We start from the raw sequence: 18544 nt of genomic DNA, 5'->3' as shown, positions 1-18544 counted from the left end.
TTGCCTCAGCCCATTGCGCTGAGGCCGGTCACGTAGACCAGCCGGCCGCTCGCCGGGTCGCGCACGTAGCTCAGGCACTGCTTGCGGTTGGCACCGGCACCGGGCGGCTTGAGCGAGATGTGCACCCAGCCGGAGTTCGGCCCCTTGGCCGGGTCGTAGCACTCGCAGATGATCTGGTCGAAATCGGCCAGGTGCGCCTTGGCCCAGGCCGCCAGTTCCAGCGTCGGCTGGCCGACGATCTCGACGTCGCAGGCCTGGCCCTTGGCGTGCTGGCTGGTGCTCAGCCACGATGCCGGCTTGTTCTTCAGGGCGCGCTCGAGGCGCTGGCTGCGATAGACGCTGTTCGGCGAAAAGGAGCCGAAGGCATCGCGGATCGGCTGCAGCACATTGCGGGCGAGATGGATCGCGGCGCGCAGCTCGGCCTCGCTGGCGAAGCCGTTGTCGATACCGAGGCGGGCGGCGAGGTCGGACTTGGTCAGCTCGTAGAGCCGGAAGTTGGGCGCGATCAGCGCGCGCGGCGGCAGGCCGGCGAGCGGAATGGCGTCGAGCGGTGTGCGCGCGTAATCGGGGGCGCCGGCATCGCGCGGCAGGGCCGGGCTGCTGCGCGGCTGGCTGCGCCGGATGGGACGACCCTTGGCGACGGCCGGCGTGGCCTTGGGGGCGGCGGTTTCGGTTGTGCGGCGGCGCGGGCTCATGACAGGTTCTCCTGGATCTGTTGCAGGATGCGCTGTTTCGGCTTGTCGTCAGGCGACCACAGGGCGATCAGGAAGGCGATGTGCTCGGCCACCGACGACACCTCGCGCGGGCTGGCGCCGCGGGCGATGGCGTTGCGGTAGGTGGCGAGCACGGCCAGCGCCGGCGGCAGGCCGGTGTCGCCGCGCTTGCGGGGCGGGGCGGCGGGTTGCGCGAGCAGGCGGACCAGCTGCAGGTCGGCCAGGCTGGCGCTGTCCCAGAAGTTGGGGTCGGCCTCGTTGCGCTGGGCCAGCTCGCGGAGCAGGCCTTCCAGTTCGCGCTGCTGGCCGGCGGGGTCGGCGGTGGCCAGCGTTTCGCCGCGCTGGCGGGTGAGCAGGCTGCCGGCCAGCCAGTTGGTGAAGGCGTAGGCATCGCGCTTGCGCTCGTAGGCCAGCCGGTAATGCTGCGCCATGTTGACCAGCGCCTCGGTGCGGCGCGGCCCTTCGTCCTCGATCAGCGCCAGCCGCTTGTAGGCGCTGCCGAGCAGGTTCAGGCGCTCGACGGTCGGCGCGCGGCGGCACAGGGTGTCGAGGTCGAGGATGGCCGATTCGATGCGTTCGATCTGCTCCTGCCGCGTCTTTTCGCGATTCCTGGCCGACTGGCGGCCGGCCTTCTGCCACAGCTCGGCGGCGTGGCGGACGCGGTAGTTGGCGTACTGTTCCAATGCCTTCATCGAGCAGTCGCCCTTGTCGGCGGTGAGCGCCGTTTCGAGTGCGGCGATGGCTTCCGGCCAGCGGCGGGCTTCGCCCCAGGCCAGGCCGAGCGCGGCCTGGACGTCGGCACGGGCCAGCCAGCCGTCCTTCTGGTTGGCCGGGATGCGGCCCAGGCGCCGCTCGATCTTGCCTTCGGCGTCGTCGGTGGCGCCGGCCCGCAGGTCGGCGGCCAGGTTGTCGAGTTCGGAAACCAGTTCGTGGGCGGTGGCGAAGGGCGTCTGGTTGTGGCGCGGCGCCGCCGTGTCGCGGTGGAAACGGAAATCCGGGTCGCCGTAGCACTGGTAGGCGCCCCAGGTATTCACGTCGGGGAAGCGCAGCCAGACGTCCTCGCGGGCGACGCGCACGGCCTCGCCGAAGGTTTCGCCGGCCAGCATGGCGCGGTAGAAGGTGGCGGCGAAGGCCTGCCCGGCGCGGTCGTCGACGGCCCAGCCGGCGGCGACGACGGCGCGCACGCCCATGGCGATGAATTCCTCGCCGAGGTTGGCGGCCAGCCCCAGGCGGTCGAGCGGGCGAGCCCCGTCGACGCGGCCGAGGTGGCAGCAGTTGATGAAGACCAGTTCGGGCACGTAGCGCATCTGGGCGATGTCGCCCGGCGTCAGGAAACTGGCCGGGCCGATGACCATGCCGGAAACCTTGCCGCCGGCGGTCGGGTGTTCATGCACGCCGTGCGCGGCGAGATGCAGGATGCGCCAGCTGTTCTTGTGCAGGGCCTCCATGATCGGCGTCGCCGCCTGGTCGATGCAGTCGATGACATCGTAGCCTTCGCCCGACAGCTGGTCGGCGACGGCCTGCGCCTCGTCGCGGGCGCCGGGCAGGTCGGCGAAGTCGGGGCTGCCCTGGAGGTCCGGGTTGCCGATGACCAACGCGGTGTTGCCCGGGCTGTGCAGCGGACGCTGGCGGAAGCTGTCGGTGCGGAACTGGCGGACGAAACCGGCGCCGACCGAGGGCGGGCGCTCGCCGTTGCTCCAGCGGTTTTCCAGCAGTTCCCACGGGTAGCGGGCCGACTGGCGGTCGACGATGACGACCAGGTTGCCCTGCTGCGGCGCCAGTTCGCGCAGGCGCAGCGGGAGCAGCATTTCGTACAGCGTCTTGGTCGCTTCCGAGTTGCGCCCGGTGTCGCGGCTGGCCGCCTGCACGAAGGCATCGGCGAGGGCCAGCTGGCCGGTGGCCAGGGTTTCCTCGGCGCGTGCCTTGTCGGTCGGGAAGAGGAAGCGCAGCTTGTCCTCCTGGCGGACGATCTCCAGGCGCTGGTACCACTCGTTGGCGCTGTCGAAGCGCACCCGGCGGCGCCCGGCCTGGGCGGTTTCGACGGCGCCGGCCGGCCAGGCGACGGCGTTGGCCAGCGCCTCGTTCTGCAACACGCGGCCGAGGGCTTCGGCGGCGGCAATGGCGACGTCCTCGTACAGTTCGAGCAGTTCGAGGCGGTCGATCAGGACGCGGCCGTCGAGCTCCTGGTCGGCCAGCGTCTGGTTGGCGGCGACCGCGGCGCGCAGCATCGCTTCGAGCGAATCGCCGACCGGCAGCCCGCCGCCACCGGTGCCGACGAGCAGGCAGGTGACCGCCGCCGAACGCGGCCGGCCGGCCTCGCCGAAGCGGGCATCCGGCCAGTAGGCGACCTTCAGCGCGTAGTCGAGCAGGGCATCGCGAATCGCCGCTTCGAGTTGTCCCGGGCTGAGCCCGCCGATTTCGCCGAGGCCGACGACGATGGCGCCCATCGGCTTGGCGACCGGCGAATCGTTGAGGAAAACGCTGTGGCTGCCGAGCGGCCCGGGGTAGATGCCGAGGTCGAGCCGGCGCGTCAGGTGGCCGTTGAGCTGGCGGTCGAGCGCGGCTTCGGCGCTGACCACGGTGTCGCCCTGGTAATGGCCGACGAGCACCGGGTGGCGGGCGTAGGTCAGGTTGCCGTGGCGGATGCTGACGGCGATGCGCGGCGTCGCCTGTTCGTTCTCGACCGCTTCCGGCAGCTGCCCGGAGAAGCCGAGGCTGGCGATGTCCTCCGGCGCCGGCATGCCGTCGGCCGGCGGGGTGGCCGGCAGCACGAAGCGTTCCTCGCCGGCCGCGCTGCGGGCACGGGCCGGCGGGCTGCTCGGCAGCAGCGTGGTCTGGCCATTGACCAGGATGTCGAGATAGGCCGGGAAGGCCTTGGGCTGGGCGCACAGCATGTCGTGCGCGGTGTTGTCGACGTACCACAACGGCACGCCGGGCAGCCGGCCGGAGGACCAGGCCACCGTGCCGTCGCCCTCGCGGGTGGCGATGAATTCGAGGCGCTTGAGGTCGGGGCGGAACATCACCTGGCCCGGCGTCAGCCGGTAGTCGACGACGGTGGCCGGCTGGCAGCCGGCCACATAGGCCATGAAGCGCGGATCGGGGGCGGCGGCCTTGAGGAACTTCCAGGTAGCGCCGGCTTCCTGCAGGTCGGCGGCCGGGGCGGTATCCCAGCGGGCGCCGAGTTCCTGGCGCATCTTCTGCCAGCGGGTGGTGTCGGTAAAGTCGGGATCGTCGGGCGCGAAGGGCAGCAGTTCGAGCAGGCCGGGATAGCGCGCCACCAGGTTGATGATCTGGTCAGTGCTCTGCGTGATGTCGAGCAGGCTGAGCTTGGCCTGCGTCGGGTTGAAGCCGGTCAGCCAGCGCACGGCCTCGTAGGAGCCGAGGTTGGGCGTGCCGAGCATCAGGAAGCGGGCGCCCGGCAGTTGGGTGATGCGCTTCCACAGCGCCGTGCCGGCGCCGCCGTCGGCGATCATCGAACGCACCACCAGCCCGCTCATCGAATGGGCGACCAGGCGCAGCGGCTGGCCCGAGCGCTCGGCCTGGGCGACCAGCGGCTCCAGCGTGCCGACCAGGCGGGCGGCGGCCTTGCGCACCGAGAAGCGCCAGTCGTAGGGGAAGATTTCGACCTGGTGGCTGCGCGCCAGGAATTCGACCAGCGGTCCGTAGAACTGGTCCACCAGCCCGACCGGCGCGATGCCGTCGCGGCCCATGGCGATCTTCTTCAGGCCGCCCTTGAGCAAGGCCCAGTAGTTGAGCCAGACCGGATCGTCGCCGGCCGTCAGCTCGCTGCCCATGGTGCCAGGCAGCACGACGGCGATCGGCCGCGGCTTGTTGCCGCCACGGCTGCGGGCGATGGCGGCGGCGCAGCGCGGCGCGGCGGCCGGCTTGGGGGCGAGGCTCAGGAAACCGGCGTTGTCGCCGTCGGCGCGGGACAGCCCGGCGCCCAGCCAGCGCACGCTCTGGTCGTTGGTGAAATAGCGGAAATGATTGACCTTCGGCCCCTGGTCCTGGCGATAGCGCGCCGCCCCGCCGAGGCGCGGCAGGCCGCCGAGCATGGAGGCGGTGTCGACGACGAGGTCGTGCTCGTTCCTGTAGAACCAGTCGGTGGCCAGTACCTTCAAGGTGTTCCACAGGCCGTCGCCGGCCTCGATGTCGCCGGCGATGACCGACAGGTCGGCCGTCGTGATCAGCTCGGGCGTCGCGTTGAGCAGCCGGGTCAGCGCCGAGCCGGGCATCATCGCCTCGACGCCGGGCAGGGTGCGCGGGTCGGTGCGTTCCTTGACCACGGCGAGCAGGAAGTCGAGGCCGTCGGTGAACAGCCCGCCGCCGGTGGCCGCCGTGGCGACGTAATCGAGGACCGACAGCCAGCGGTCGAGACGACCCGAGGCCAGCGTCGTGCCACGCGCCGGGCAGGCGACGCGAACGAAGCGGCCGATGCGCAGCCGCTTCCGGTCGAGTTCGGCGACCAGGTCGAGCAGGCGTTGGCGGTCGGCGTCGTAGGCGGCGTCGCGCGCTTTCATCTGGGCCTCGCTCAGCGGCATCAGGCCGAGTTGCGGGGCGAGGGTACGGTCGGCGGCGAACAGGGTGTGCACCTGCTCGGGAGTGAGCGTCCTGGCGAGATCGGCGCAATCGGCCAGGCACAGCACTTCGCCGACCAGGCCGCCGCGCGAATGGCTGACCAGGTGGACGTCGGCGCCGGCCGGCAGGCGTTTGGCCAGGGCCAGCGCGTTGGCGATCGGGCTTTCGGTCAACGTCCGGTGTTCGAGCGCGAAGACCCGGTCGCCGTAGGTCGGCAGCAGGCTCTGGCGCAGGCGGGCGCCTTCGAGGTTGCCGCCGTCCCACAGCTTGCCGAAACTGCCTTCGGCCGACGAGGCGGTGCCGTGCAGGAAGACGAGGGTGGGGCCGGCATCGGCCGGGATGGCCTCGTCGTCGGCCACCGGCTTGAGCGCGAATTCGCCGGCCAGGTCGAGGCGATAGAAGCCCGGCGGGTGCTTGCCGATCAGCTTTTCCTCGAAGTGTTCGCCGAGCGCGGCGGCCGATTTTTCGGCGAGATCGATGCCGAAGAAGTCGAGGATGCGCACGGCCAGCCCGGCCAGGCCGCGCTCGCTGGCGGCCGCGCGGCGCGGCGTCAGGCGGCTGATTTCCCAGCAGCCGTCGCCATCGCGGGCCGGCGGCGTGCCGAAGTCGCGGGACAGGTCGTCCATCCGGCTCCACAGCACGAAACCGTTGTCGAGTTCGACGCGAACGACGGTGTCGCCGCTGACTTCGACCGTTTCGCCGGCACCGTCGCGGGCGGCGCCCGGGGTCAGGCGGAACAGCGCTTGCGGACCACTGATGCCACGGCGGCGGATTTCCTCGCGCTGGCCACGCAGCTTGAAGCTCTGTTGGGACATGGTGTCCTCCTCCGGTCAGGCCGGTTTGGTGTTGTCGCTGCCGCTTATTCGAAAATCTTGCCCTTGCGCGCGCCGGCGCTGCCGACGATCTGCGGCGATTGCGGGTAGCTGGCCGACGGCAGGTACTTGGCGATGGCCTCGTGCCAGTCGGCGTAGGTGGCGCCGGGCTTCATGGTCTTCAGCGCCTTCAGCGCGTAGTAGGTGAAGGCGCCGTTGAAACGCCCCTTGATGCGGGCGTCGTAGCTGAAGTTGTTGGGGCCTTCCTTGCAGCCCGAGAGCAGCAGGTCGCCGAGCTTGTTGGAATAGGCGGCAAGCAGCGGCGAGCTGCCGGCCGGGCCGCTCATCGTGGCGGCGACCTTGCCGCTGCGGTTCTTCGGCAACAGCTTGTCAGGCAGCCAGTTGCCCATGGGCATGAAGCGTGGCCGGCTGTCGGCGTCCTTCTCGGCCCTGGCGGCGCGGGTGACGGTGCCGGAGTGGCAGGAGTCGGAAATCAGCGCGATGCGCACGCCGGACTTGCGGGTCAGGAACAGGTTGCGGATCTCGTCGTCGGTCAGCGCCTCGCCGTTTGTCTGCAGGTCGTAGGGGCAGAGCGCCTCGTCGAGGCCGTCGGCTTCGTCGCCGTCGGTGTCGGGCTGGTAGGTGCCGTGGCCGGAGAAGCTGATGACCAGCGTGTCGCCTTTCGCCGCCTTGGCTATCAGGTCGCCCATGGCCTTGAGCATGGCCGCCTTGGTCGCCTGGTCGTCGAGCAGGCTGGCGACCTTGAAGCCGCGGGCGGCGAGTTCGGCCGCCCAGTCGCCGGCGTCATTGACGCAGCCCTGGAGGTCCATGCCGGTGCCGGGGTAGTTGTTGATACCGATGCAGAGCGCTCTTTTTGCCATGGTGCATGTCCTTCCGGGTTCAGTGAGTGAGCGGAGGGTTGCCGACTGCGGTGCAGCAACCTGCGTGAAGCGGAACGTGCTGCTGGAGATGCTATCGATACGTCATCCGAGTGTAGTTCAATCGCATGCGGTGCGAAATGATTTTCTTCGTTGCGGCGCCAAACGGCTTTTATCTGGCCGCCAATGTGTCGCCATCGCACGACAAAATCTGTTTTTGCAATGACAAATGCCTGCGGCTGTGCTTTACTCGGTTGTCGCCGGGAAGGAGGTCGCCATGCCTGAATATCGGGTGCCGGGAGTGTTCGTCGAGGAGCTTTCCCCCATGCCGCCGTCGGTGGCCGAAGTGGCGACCGGCCTGCCGGCTTTCGTCGGCTATACGGAGAAGGCCGGCCTGAGCCGGCCGGGCGACCTGCACAACGTGCCGCATCGCATTCGCTCGCTGGCCGAATTCGAGGCCTGCTACGGCGCTGCGGCGCCCTATGCGGTGAGCCGGGTGGATGTCGACCTGGCCGGCAATTTCGTCGCCGCGCAGATCGACGCGCGCTTCTACCTGGTCGAGGCCCTGCGCCTGTTCTACGCGAACGGCGGCATCGATTGCCATGTCGTTTCGGTGGGCGGCTTCCCACGCGGCGGCAAGGCCGGCATCAAGGCGCTGACGAAAGGGCTGCGGGCGCTTGCCGCCGTCGATGGCCCCGACCTGCTGCTTTTTCCGGATGCGGTGACGCTCGGCGACCGCCATCGCGGCAGCTTGCAGCAGGCGGCATTGGCGCAGTGCGCGCAGCGCGGGAACCGCTTCGCGGTGTTCGACCTGGCCCCGGCCGATCCCCTGGGGGCCGGCTTGCGGGAGAATGTCGGTGTGGACAACCTCAAGCATGGCGCGGCCTACACGCCCTGGTTGCTGCGGCATCCGGGCGGACCGGTGCGCTATGCCCAATTGCGTACGCGGATATTTCGGGCGGGCCGCTCGATCAGGCTGTCTTCGCTGACCGGCGATCCGGCTGTCCTGTCCCTGCTGGCGCGGCTCGATGCGCTGTGTGCCGAAACCGCCGCCGGAGCTTCGGACGAGGAGATCGAGCAGGCCGAAAACGATCTGCAGGCGGCTTTCCCGCTCTATCGCGGGCTGCTCGATGGCATCCGGACGACGACCTTCCCATGCCCGCCGAGCGGTGCCATGGTCGGCATCTACGCCCGGACCGACCGCGAGCGAGGCGTCTGGAAGGCGCCGGCGAATACGGTCGTGAATGGCATTGCCGGATTGGCGAGCGAATTTACCGCCTCGGAACTGGAGGCGCTCGGCAGCGATGCCGGCACCGGCAAATCGATCAACCCGATTCGCCGCTTGCCGGGCAAGGGCTGGCAGGTCTGGGGCGCACGCACGCTGCTCGGCAACGACAACGAATGGCGCTACGTGCCGGTGCGCCGGTTTTTCATCATGGTCGAGGCATCGCTCAGGCAGGCGGTCGCCCGCTTCGTGTTCGAGCCGAACGATGCCAATACCTGGACCCGTGTGCGCCTGATGATCGAAGACTACCTGCTCATGAAGTGGCGGGAAGGCGCGCTGATGGGCACGCGCCCGGAACAGGCCTTTTTCGTCAGATGCGGCCTGGGCCAGACGATGACGGCGCAGGATGTGCAGGCCGGGCGTCTGCTGGTCGAGGTCGGCCTGGCTGTGCTGCGGCCTGCCGAATTCATCGTCCTCCGGTTTGCGCAGGCCTTGCAGCCTGAATAGGCGCCAAACGGATTTTGCCGGGGCGGCGGCAAGCCGTTATTCTGGACGGGTTCGACCTCGCATCGCCGGCATGCCATGAACTTTTCCCGCATTTTCCTGAACCGCTTGCAGAGTCAGTCGAGTACCGACGACACGGTCGTCGTGGTCGACGTCTTGCGGTCGTTCACGACGGCGGCGGTGGCGCTCGCCAATGGTGCCGCGGCCGTCTACCCCGTCGAGGGTGTGGCGGCGGCGGTGAACCGGATGGCTGCGCTGCCCGATGTGGTGTCGGTCGGCGCGGTGGCCGGCGGCGATCCGGTTCCCGGTTTCGATTTCGGCAATTCGCCCTGGCAGCTGATGCAGGCCGATCTGGGCGGGAAAAGCGTGGTGATGACCACGGCGGCCGGGGTGCGCGGCCTCCAGCGTTTTCGGCGGGCACGCCGGCTGTACGCGGCCAGCCTGGTGTGCGCCCGGGCGACGGCGGCCGCCATCCTGGCCTCGGGGTCCGACGAGGTCTGCTTCGTGATTACCGGCGAGTGGGTCGATCGCGACGGCGACGAGGACGTCGCCTGCGCCGACTACATCGAGGCCCTGTTGCGCGGCGAAACGCCGGATGCCGGCCCCTTCGCCCAGCGGGTGCGCGACTCCGACTTCGGGCGCCGCTTCTCGGCCGGAACCTGGCCCAATTTGCCGCGCGGCGACCTCGAACTGGCCGCGCACGCGGACCTCTTCGGTTTCGCCATGCCGGTCGGGTGCGAAGCGGACGGCCTGGTCATCCGCTGACGCAGCAGCGGGTGGGTGGTTAGCGGCCGGTGTATTGCGGCTTGCGCTTCTGCATGAAGGCGTCGATGCCTTCGCCGGCATCCTCGCTCATCATGTTGCAGGCCATGACCTCGGCGGCGTAGTCGTAGGCCTCGCTCAGGCCCATCTCGAGCTGCTGGTAGAACATGCCCTTGCCGGTGCGGATGGCGACGGCGCTCTTGGCGAGGATGCTGCCGGCCAGGCGCTCGATTTCGGCGTCCAGCGCATCGGCCGGCACGACGCGGTTGATGAGTCCCTTGCTCTTGGCCTCCATGGCATCGATGAAGTCGCCGGTGAGCAGCATTTCCAGGGTGGCCTTGCGGCCCAGGTTGCGCGCCAGGCCGACGGCCGGCGTCGAGCAGAAAAGGCCGACATTGATGCCGGAAACCGCAAATTTGGCGACATCGGCGGCGACCGCCAGGTCGCACATCGACACCAGCTGGCAACCCGCGGCGGTGGCGATGCCGTGGACGCGGGCAATGACCGGTTGCGGCATGCGGGTGATGCCGAGCATCAATTCCCCGCACTGCTTGAACAGCGCCTGCATGTATTCCTTGCTGTGATTGGCGCGCATTTCCTTGAGGTCGTGACCGGAGCAGAAAGCCTTGCCGGCACCGGCGATGACCACGACGCGCACGGTTTCGCTGGCGGCGATGGCGGCGAGTTCAGCCTGCAGGGCGCTCAGTAAATCCGTCGATAGCGAGTTGAAGGCGTTCGGGCGGTTGAGCGTCAGCGTGGTCAGGCCGTCGGCGCGGTCGGTGCGCAGGACGAGGGGGGCGTGGTCGCTCATGGTGTCTCCGTTTGTTTTATGCGAAACCGCTAATCTACCAGATGCCGGTACTCTCCATCCCGCTGCCTGCGCAAGAGCCGCCATTGGCGACCGGGTGGCGGTTGTTCATGCGAATGGCTTATCGGGTGTGGCGTTTGTCATGTACGATGCGTCGCCACCTTCCTTGCGGTGCCGGCGTTTTCGCTGCGTAGCGGGGGGGTGTTTCTTGAGATCAGAGGGGTGCAGCGGTGTCGAATAAGTTGGGAATGAGAATGTGGCTGACCATCGTGTCGATGGCAGGCCTGGTTTTATGGTCGTCGGGCGCTTCGGCATTGCCGTACAGCAGCCTGGTGATATTCGGCGACAGCCTGGCCGATAGCGGGAACAACGCCATACTGCTGGGGGCGACACAGCCGGTCCCGGTGAGCGGTGCCGGCGTGGCGGCCCTGCCTTACGCGAGCAATACCTACTCCAATGGGGCTGTTTGGACGCAATACCTGGCCAGCAGCCTCGGCTTGAGCGCCACGCCGTCGCTGGCGGGCGGCAGCAATTACGCCTTCGGCGGAGCGCGCTCGGGATTTGCAACGGTTGATCAGCCGCCGGGCATGCTCGATCAATTGGGCATGTACCTGGCCGCCAGCCAGGGCCAGGCATCGGCCAGTGCGCTCTATGTGCTCGAAGGCGGCGGCAACGATGCGCGGGATATCCTGGGGGCGGTCATGCAGGGACTCGATCCGAGCGCCATGATCCATGGCTATGCCAGCAATATCGCCAGCATGGTCAGCCAGCTGCACGCCGCCGGCGCCGAGCAGTTCCTGCTCTGGAACGTGCCGAACATCGGTTTGTCGCCGCTGGTGGTCCAACGCGGGGGCAGCAGCGCGGCGAGCTATTTTGCAGCGCTGATGAATCAGGCGCTGGACAGTGCGCTGGCGCTGCTCGATGCCGAGATCACCGACGGGGTTCATCTGTACGATGCCTACGCCGGTTTGAACGACATCGTCGCCAACCCGAAGGCCAACGGCTTTGCCAATGTCACCGATATCTGTGCGCTGGATGTCGCGTGCATCAACGACCCCAGCGGTTACGTGTTCTGGGACGGCTTGCACCCGACCACGGCTGCCCATGCCGCGATGGCGCGCCAGGCCCTGCGTGAGTTGCCCGAGCCGGGCAGCCTGGTGCTGATCCTGCTCGCCGGCTGCGCCCTGCTCGCCGCCCGTCGCCGCCCGGACTGAGCGGCTGGGCGCCAGCGGGTGCCGGGGCAGTTCCGGTGCCCGGTAGGACCTTGTTCTCTCATCTCGTCGTCGGTCATCGTGAGGGGGGCTGGGCGCGGTAAAATTGCGCTCATGAATCCCCCGCGCTACGTCCACCTCCGCCTCCATTCCGAATACTCCATTACCGACGGCATCGTCCGCATCGGCGATGCCGTCAAGCGCGCTGCCGGCGACGGTATGCCGGCACTGGCGCTGACCGATCTCGGCAATCTGTTCGGGCTGGTCAAGATTTATACCGGGGCGCGGGGCAAGGGCGTGAAGCCGATTGCCGGTTCCGACGTGTGGATTGCCAATCCGGACGCGCCCGAGGATGCCAGCCGCCTGCTGCTGCTGGTGCGTAACCGCAAGGGCTACCAGCAGCTGTGCGAGCTGCTGACCAAGGCCTATCTGGTCGAAGGCCGGCGCGACCGGGCCGAGATTCGCCGCGAGTGGTTTGCCGAAGTCGGCTGCGACGGCCTGATCGCCCTCTCCGGGGCGCATCTCGGCGACGTCGGCGAGGCCCTGCTGAACGGCAATTTCGAGGCGGCCGGCGAGCGCGCCAGGGCCTGGGAGGCGATCTTTCCCGGCGCCTTCTATCTCGAGGTGCAGCGCTACGGCCAGCCGCAACAGGAAGCCATCGTCCAGCAGACGGCCGATCTGGCGGGGGAGACTGGCATTCCGCTGGTCGCCACGCATCCGGTCCAGTTTATGAACCGCGACGACTTCCAGGCCCACGAGGCCCGCGTCTGCATCGCCGAGGGCTACGTGCTGGGCGACACCCGGCGGCCGAAGATCTACACCGAAGAGCAGTATTTCAAGTCGCAGGACGAGATGCTCGAGCTCTTCGCCGACCTGCCGGAAGCCCTCGAGAACACGCTGGAAGTCGCTAAGCGCTGCAATATCGAAATGACGCTGGGCAAGAACTTCCTGCCCAATTTCCCGATCCCGCCGGGCATGACCATCGACGAGTTCCTGGTCGACGAAGCGAAGAAGGGCCTCGACGTCCGCCTCGCCGAGCTGTTTCCGGACCCGGAGGTTCGCCAGCAGCGGCGCCCCGAATACGACGAGCGGCTGGCCTTCGAATGCAACACCATCGTGCAGATGGGCTTCCCCGGCTACTTCCTGATCGTTGCCGACTTCATCAACTGGGGCAAGCAGAACGGCGTGCCGGTCGGCCCCGGCCGGGGTTCCGGCGCCGGCTCGCTGGTTGCCTACTCGCTGCGCATCACCGACCTCGATCCGCTGGCCTACGCCCTGCTGTTCGAGCGCTTCCTGAACCCGGAACGGGTGTCGATGCCCGACTTCGACATCGACTTCTGCCAGGACAACCGCTGGCGCGTCATCGAGTACGTCCGCGAGCATTACGGCGCCGACGCCGTCAGCCAGATCGCCACCTTCGGCACCATGTCGTCGAAGGCGGTGATCCGCGACGTCGGCCGCGTGTTCGGGCTGCCCTACTCGATGTGCGACCGCATTTCCAAGCTCATCCCCATCGTCCAGAACAAGCCGGTGTCGCTGGCCGAGGCGCTGGAGCAGGAACCGCAGCTCAAGCAGATGATGGAAGGCGACGGCGACGGCGAAACCATCCGCGAACTGTTCGACCTGGCCGGCCGCCTCGAGGACTTGACCCGCAACGTCGGCATGCACGCCGGCGGCGTGCTCATCGCGCCGGGCAAGATCACCGATTTCTGCCCGATCTACCAGGCCACCGGCGCCGACGCCTCGCCGGTGTCGCAGTTCGACAAGGACGACGTCGAGAAGGCCGGCCTGGTCAAGTTCGACTTCCTCGGCCTGCGCAACCTGACCATTATTGAGCTGGCCGTCGAGTACATCCGCCGCATGACCGGCGAGAAGCTCGACCTGATGTCGCTCGGCTTCGACGATCCGGGGGCCTACCAGATCCTGAAGGACGCCAATACGACGGCGATTTTCCAGGTCGAATCGGAAGGCATGAAGAAGCTGCTCAAGAAGCTGGCACCCGACCGTTTCGAAGACATCATCGCCGTGCTCGCGCTGTACCGTCCCGGCCCGCTCGGCTCCGGGATGGTGGACGACTTCATCCTGCGCAAGAAGGGCCAGCAGAAGATCGACTATTTCCACCCCGACCTGACCGCCTGCCTGTCGCCGACCTACGGCGTCATCGTGTACCAGGAACAGGTCATGCAGATCTCGCAGATCATCGGCGGCTACACGCTCGGTGGCGCCGACATGCTGCGCCGGGCGATGGGCAAGAAGAAGCCCGAGGAAATGGCCAAGCACCGCGAGACCATCGCCGCCGGCGCCAGCGAGCGCGGCTACGATCCGGCGCTCGCCGAGCAGTTGTTCGACCTGATGACCAAGTTCGCGGAATACGGCTTCAACAAGTCGCACACCGCCGCCTACGCCGTCGTCACCTACCACACCGCCTGGCTCAAGCGTTACCACTGCGCGGCCTTCATGGCGGCGACGCTGTCGTCCGACATGGACAACACCGATACGGTGAAGATCTTCTACGAAGACACCATCGCCAACAAGGTGAAGATGCTCGGCCCGGATGTGAATGCGTCGCCCTACCGTTTCGAGCCGGTCGACCGCGAGACCATCCGCTACGGCCTGGGCGCGGTCAAGGGCACCGGCGAGCAGGCGGTCAACGTCATCCTCAGGGCGCGCCAGGAAGGCGGGCCGTTCAAGGACCTGTTCGACTTCTGCCAGCGCTGCGACAAGCGCATGGTCAACCGGCGCACCATCGAGGCGCTGATTCGTGCCGGGGCGTTCGACACGATCGCGCCGCAGACGGCCGGCGATGCGCCCGGGCCCGATCGCGCCAAACTGCTGGCCACCGTCGGCGTGGCCATGGATTTCGCCGAGCACGCCGAGCGCAACGCGATGCAGACCAGCCTGTTCGACATCGCCGAGGTGGCCGAGGAGCATGCGCCGGAATACGTCAACGTCCGCCCGTGGGATGAAAAGACCCGGCTGATGGAGGAGAAGACGGCCCTCGGCTTCTTCTTCTCCGGCCATCCGTACAACACCAGCAAGAAGGAGTTGTCGCGCTTCATCCGCCGCCCGCTCAGCCGCCTCGAACCGGCCAAGGAGTTCACTCACATCGCCGGCATCGTCGTCGGCATCCGCACGCAAATGACCCGGCGTGGCAAGATGCTGTTCGTGCAGCTCGACGACGGCACGGCGATGGTCGAGGTCTCGGTGTTCAACGAGCTGTTCGAGGCCGAGCGCGACAAGATCGTCACCGACGAGATCCTGGTCATCGAAGGCAAGGTGCGCTACGACGAATTTTCCGGCGGCAACGCCGTCGTCGCCGAACGGCTGATGACCCTGGGCGAGGCGCGCGCCCGTTTTGCCAGGCACCTCCTGCTCAGGATGAACGGGAATTCCGACGTCGGCAAACTGAAATCCCTGCTCTCACCCTTCGCGCCGGGGCCGGCGGCGGTGCGCATCCGCTATCGCAACGCGCTTGCCGAGTGCGAGATGGTGCTCGGCGAATCGGCCCGCGTCCGCCTCGACGATGCGCTGCTCGAAGCCCTGGGCGGCTGGTTGCAGCCGGAGAACGTGGAGATCGTCTACCAATGATCACGCTGATCGACCGTACCCTGATGGCCGGCCTGGTCGATGCCGCCCGGCAGTCGCCGCGCCGGCGCGTGCATCGCAACTTCCATCCCGGCGACGACTATCCGGCGCATCGCCTGCTGATCGCCATGGAATCGGACTCCTATGTGCCGCCGCATCGCCATCTCAGCCCGGCCAAGGACGAAACGCTGCTCATCCTGCGCGGCAGCCTGGGCGTGGTGTTCTTCGACGCCCTCGGCAAGGCGGAGCGCAGTTTCGTGCTGCAGGCCGGCGGCGAGCGGCTCGGGGTCGATATTCCGCACGGCGTCTACCACACGGTGCTGGCCCTGGAGCCGGGAACCGTCTTTTTCGAAGCCAAGGCCGGCCCCTACGTGCCGGTGTCGGCCGAGGAGCGGGCGGCCTGGGCGCCGCAGGAGGGCGAGGCCGGCGTGCCCGCCTATCTGGCGGGCTTGCGCGAGGGTTGCGGCGGGATCGGCAACGCCGCGCTGAGCGACTGAGCGGCGCCTCGCGGCCCGGCGCCCGAAGACGCCTTGCCGCGGCCGGTTCAGAGCCGGATTACTTGATCAGGTCGGTCTTGAAGCCGATGCGCACGCCACCCCAGTGGCGGCCGTTGACCATGATCGGCATCGACAGGTCGTTTAGGATTTCGCCGGTATCGCGGACATAGGTCTGGAACAGCGAGCTCTTCTGGTTCTTGGCCAGCTTGATGCCGACCGGATCGTTGAAGATGCGCTTGTGGCGGCACTTGACCAGGTCGACCGCCGGATCGCCCGACGGCTGGTTGGAGAAAACGCCGTTGTGCGCCGGGGCGTAGCCGTTGGTGTCGACGGACAGCGAATAGGTCAGGCCGGGCACTTCGCGCAGCAGGTCGTCGTACAGCCGGGTCAGGTCGCCGTCGCACTGGCCGTCGTAGGCGGTGGTGTAGCGCTTGGGGTCCGAGCCGGCGATTTCCTTGTAGGCCTGGTCGAAGACGTTGACGCCCCGGTCGGCCAGCTTTTGCAGGATGCCGGCCACGTCGTCGCGGAAGCGCGCGCATTTGTCGTGCAGCGTGTCGAACATGTTGTTGCCGGTGCGGAAATCGGCCAGCGTGCATTGCAGGTCTTCGGTCGATTCGCGCAGGGTCTTGGCCGACGCGATGCATTGTTTCATGCGGCCGGAAATGTCGCGCGAATGGTCGCGAATCTCCTCCACCTCGCTGTGGATGGCCTGGTTGCTTTCGCGCAGGTTGTAGATCGCGCCCGAGATCGTGGACAGTTGCTCGGTCGTCAGCTTGAAGTCGCCGACCATGGTGGTCAGGTCGCTCGCCGAGGTTTCGATGTAGCCGTTGGCCTTGGTCACCTCGCCGACGATGGTCTGCGTCTTGTTCGAAGTGTCGGCCACCAGGTTGATCATCGACTGCGTGTTCTGGCCGATGACCTGGGTCGCGGTCTTGACCTTCTCGGCGAGCTTGCGCACCTCGTCGGCGACCACCGCGAAACCTCGCCCCGCCTCGCCGGCGCGGGCGGCTTCGATGGCGGCGTTGAGGGCGAGCAGGTTGGTCTGGTCGGAAATATCGTTGATCAGCGAGACGATCTCGTTGATCTTCATCGAGCTGGTGTGCAGCTCGGTGACCGTCGAGGAGAAGTGCTCGATGTGGGCGTTGGTCGAGCGCATGGTCGAGGCAACGGTTTCCATCTGCTCCAGCGAGCGCTGGGCGAGGTCGAGATTGTTGCGGGTCGATGCCTGGATGGCGTCGGAATTCATGGCCACTTCGGCCACCGCCAGGTTCACGCGGTTGCTCGACTCGAAGACGTTGGCGGCGAGCGTTTCCTGGCGCCGCACGGCCTCGTCGGTCAGCTGCACCAGCTGATTCATGCGCGCCGCATCGGCGGCGATGCTCACGCTGCGTTCGCGGGCATGCGAAATCAGCGAACGGACACGGGCGAAGAGGCGGTTGATGTTGGCGGATATCCGTCCCGCCGCATCGCTGCCGGAAGCGCCGACCGAATGCGACAGGTCGGCCTGTCCTTCGGCGATCGCCGCGATATCCCGATCTACCTTGTCGAGTGACGCGTTGCGTCCGAAAAATCCCATTGAATATCTCCTCCTGGTGTAGTTTTTATCGTCTGCCGGGATGGGGCAAAACCAGCAGGATCATACGCTTTCGACAAGGGGCTTGCCACACTGTTGCACGAATCTGAAGCGTGTAGCCGCGCCCCAAAAGGAAAAGGCCCGGGAATGACCCGGGCCTTTTGGCGATCGTGCCGGCAGGGATGGCTCTCAGGCGATGCGCTGGCGGGAGGCGATGCGGCCGAGCAGGAAGCCCTTGATCTCGTGGAAGGGGATCGGCTTGCCGAAGATGGTGATGTCGGCCGGCAGTCCGCGCTTGAGGACTTCCTCGCGGTCGATGGCGCTGACCACGATGATGTCCATGCGGGCGAGGTCCGGGTTGGCGCGCAGGCGGCGGATCATTTCGAAACCGTCCATGCCCGGCATCATCAGGTCGGCGATCAGGATGTCCGGCACGCGCTGGCCGACCTGCAGCAGGCCGTCGAAACCGTTGGCGACGATGCGCAGCTTGATCGGCAGGCCCCAGCTGTCGATGGTCATTTGATAGAGCATCTGCAGGGTCTGGTCATCCTCGGCGACCAGGATGTCGAGTTGACCGCCGTTTTCCTGGGCGCTCGGCGTCAGGTTGCGGCGACGGGCGAGCAGGGCTTCGACCGAGGCGACCGGGATCCGGCGGTGGCCGCCAGCGGTTTTCCAGGCTTCAAGTGCGCCGCTTTCCACCATGTTCTGAACGGTCCCAAGGGAAACGCCCAAGCGCAGGGCTGCTTGCCGGGTACTGAGGTATTCGGATTCCGCCATGATCAGATCGTCTTCTATGAAATTGCAAATTCAGCAAATTCTATCCTGATATCGGAGGAAACTTCAACGAAAAAAAACCTCGGGCAAAAAAGTCCGAGGTTTTTTGCATTGGCGCCTCGAGCGGGGCGCGCAGCGGATGAATTACAGCTTCTTGGCGTTCTTGGCCAGGTAGGCGGCAACGCCTTCGGTCGAAGCGACCATGCCCGGTTTGCCCTTGTTCCAGCCGGCCGGGCAGACTTCGCCGTGTTCTTCGAAGAACTGCAGGGCGTCGACCATGCGCAGCATCTCGTCAATGTTGCGGCCCAGCGGCAGCATGTTGACGACTTGGTGCATGACCGTGCCGTTTTTGTCGATCAGGAAGGAACCGCGCAGGGCGACGCCGGCGGCTTCGAGTTCGACGTCGTAGGCGCGGCAGATTTCGTGCTTGACGTCGGCAACCAGCGGGTAGCCGACCTGGCCGATGCCGCCTTCCTTGACGGCGGTGTTCTTCCACGCCAGGTGGGTGAACTGGGAGTCGATGGAAACGCCGATGACTTCGACGCCGCGTTGCTTGAATTCTTCCAGGCGATGATCGAAGGCGATCAGTTCGGACGGGCAGACGAAGGTGAAGTCCAGCGGATA

General features: G+C 67.2%; 12 protein-coding genes. 5 read left to right on the top strand and 7 right to left on the bottom strand.

Annotation, left to right across the window (positions count from 1 at the left end):
- Positions 1-5: 5 nt before the first annotated feature.
- The 3 genes from Q0P59_RS04950 to Q0P59_RS04940 are packed head-to-tail and all read right to left on the bottom strand — an operon-like array spanning position 6 to position 6984.
- On the bottom strand, positions 6-695 hold the full coding sequence (locus Q0P59_RS04950; RefSeq protein ID WP_295004188.1) for a D-Ala-D-Ala carboxypeptidase family metallohydrolase: 690 nt from the start codon (positions 693-695) through the stop codon (positions 6-8).
- Positions 692-6106, bottom strand: coding sequence for a CHAT domain-containing protein (locus tag Q0P59_RS04945; RefSeq protein WP_295004186.1), 5415 nt, complete (start codon positions 6104-6106; stop codon positions 692-694). Before Q0P59_RS04945 ends, Q0P59_RS04950 begins: the two co-directional genes overlap by 4 nt.
- A 44-nt stretch (positions 6107-6150) precedes the next feature.
- Complete coding sequence (locus Q0P59_RS04940; protein ID WP_295004184.1) at positions 6151-6984, bottom strand: caspase family protein; 834 nt, start codon at positions 6982-6984, stop codon at positions 6151-6153.
- A 274-nt stretch (positions 6985-7258) separates the two neighbouring features.
- Between Q0P59_RS04940 and Q0P59_RS04935 the strand changes: the two genes are divergently transcribed.
- Both Q0P59_RS04935 and Q0P59_RS04930 read left to right on the top strand, forming a co-directional pair.
- Entirely contained in the window at positions 7259-8713 is a 1455-nt protein-coding gene (locus tag Q0P59_RS04935) for a phage tail sheath C-terminal domain-containing protein (protein WP_295004182.1), read from the top strand.
- Positions 8714-8788: 75 nt separating this feature from the next.
- The gene (locus Q0P59_RS04930; RefSeq protein WP_295004180.1) at positions 8789-9475 is read left to right on the top strand and encodes a 2-phosphosulfolactate phosphatase; all 687 of its coding nucleotides are present in this window, start codon (positions 8789-8791) and stop codon (positions 9473-9475) included.
- A gap of 19 nt (positions 9476-9494) precedes the next feature.
- On the opposite strand, the gene Q0P59_RS04925 is transcribed toward Q0P59_RS04930, so the two are convergent.
- Complete coding sequence (locus Q0P59_RS04925) at positions 9495-10283, bottom strand: enoyl-CoA hydratase (RefSeq protein ID WP_295004178.1); 789 nt, start codon at positions 10281-10283, stop codon at positions 9495-9497.
- Between the two features lie 251 nt (positions 10284-10534).
- Between Q0P59_RS04925 and Q0P59_RS04920 the strand changes: the two genes are divergently transcribed.
- From Q0P59_RS04920 to Q0P59_RS04910, 3 genes are all read left to right on the top strand, one after another.
- Positions 10535-11494 carry an SGNH/GDSL hydrolase family protein gene (locus Q0P59_RS04920; RefSeq protein WP_295004176.1) on the top strand — a complete coding sequence of 320 codons (960 nt, stop codon included), beginning with the start codon at positions 10535-10537 and terminating at the stop codon, positions 11492-11494.
- A 111-nt stretch (positions 11495-11605) separates the two neighbouring features.
- Positions 11606-15079, top strand: coding sequence for a DNA polymerase III subunit alpha (gene dnaE, locus Q0P59_RS04915; RefSeq protein WP_295004174.1), 3474 nt, complete (start codon positions 11606-11608; stop codon positions 15077-15079).
- A complete protein-coding gene (locus Q0P59_RS04910; RefSeq protein ID WP_295004172.1) occupies positions 15076-15573 on the top strand; it encodes a WbuC family cupin fold metalloprotein in 498 nt (165 codons plus the stop codon). The genes dnaE and Q0P59_RS04910 overlap by 4 nt, the downstream gene beginning before the upstream one ends.
- Positions 15574-15631: 58 nt before the next feature.
- Here Q0P59_RS04910 and Q0P59_RS04905 read toward each other — a convergent pair whose 3' ends face one another.
- The 3 genes from Q0P59_RS04905 to Q0P59_RS04895 form a co-directional block, all read right to left on the bottom strand.
- Positions 15632-17149, bottom strand: a complete 1518-nt coding sequence (locus Q0P59_RS04905; RefSeq protein ID WP_295004170.1) for a methyl-accepting chemotaxis protein — start codon at positions 17147-17149, stop codon at positions 15632-15634.
- Positions 17150-17335: 186 nt separating this feature from the next.
- Entirely contained in the window at positions 17336-17923 is a 588-nt protein-coding gene (locus Q0P59_RS04900; RefSeq protein ID WP_295004168.1) for a response regulator, read from the bottom strand.
- Positions 17924-18064: 141 nt separating this feature from the next.
- Positions 18065-18544, bottom strand: a 480-nt coding sequence (locus tag Q0P59_RS04895; protein WP_295004166.1) for a peroxiredoxin, incomplete at its 5' end; no start/stop codon positions are given.

It is taken from the genome of uncultured Dechloromonas sp., from assembly GCF_945957265.1.
In the GTDB taxonomy this organism is placed as follows: Bacteria; Pseudomonadota; Gammaproteobacteria; order Burkholderiales; family Rhodocyclaceae; genus Azonexus.
Note: the sequence above shows the minus strand (reverse complement) of the source record. Positions and strands in the feature narration are given on the sequence as shown.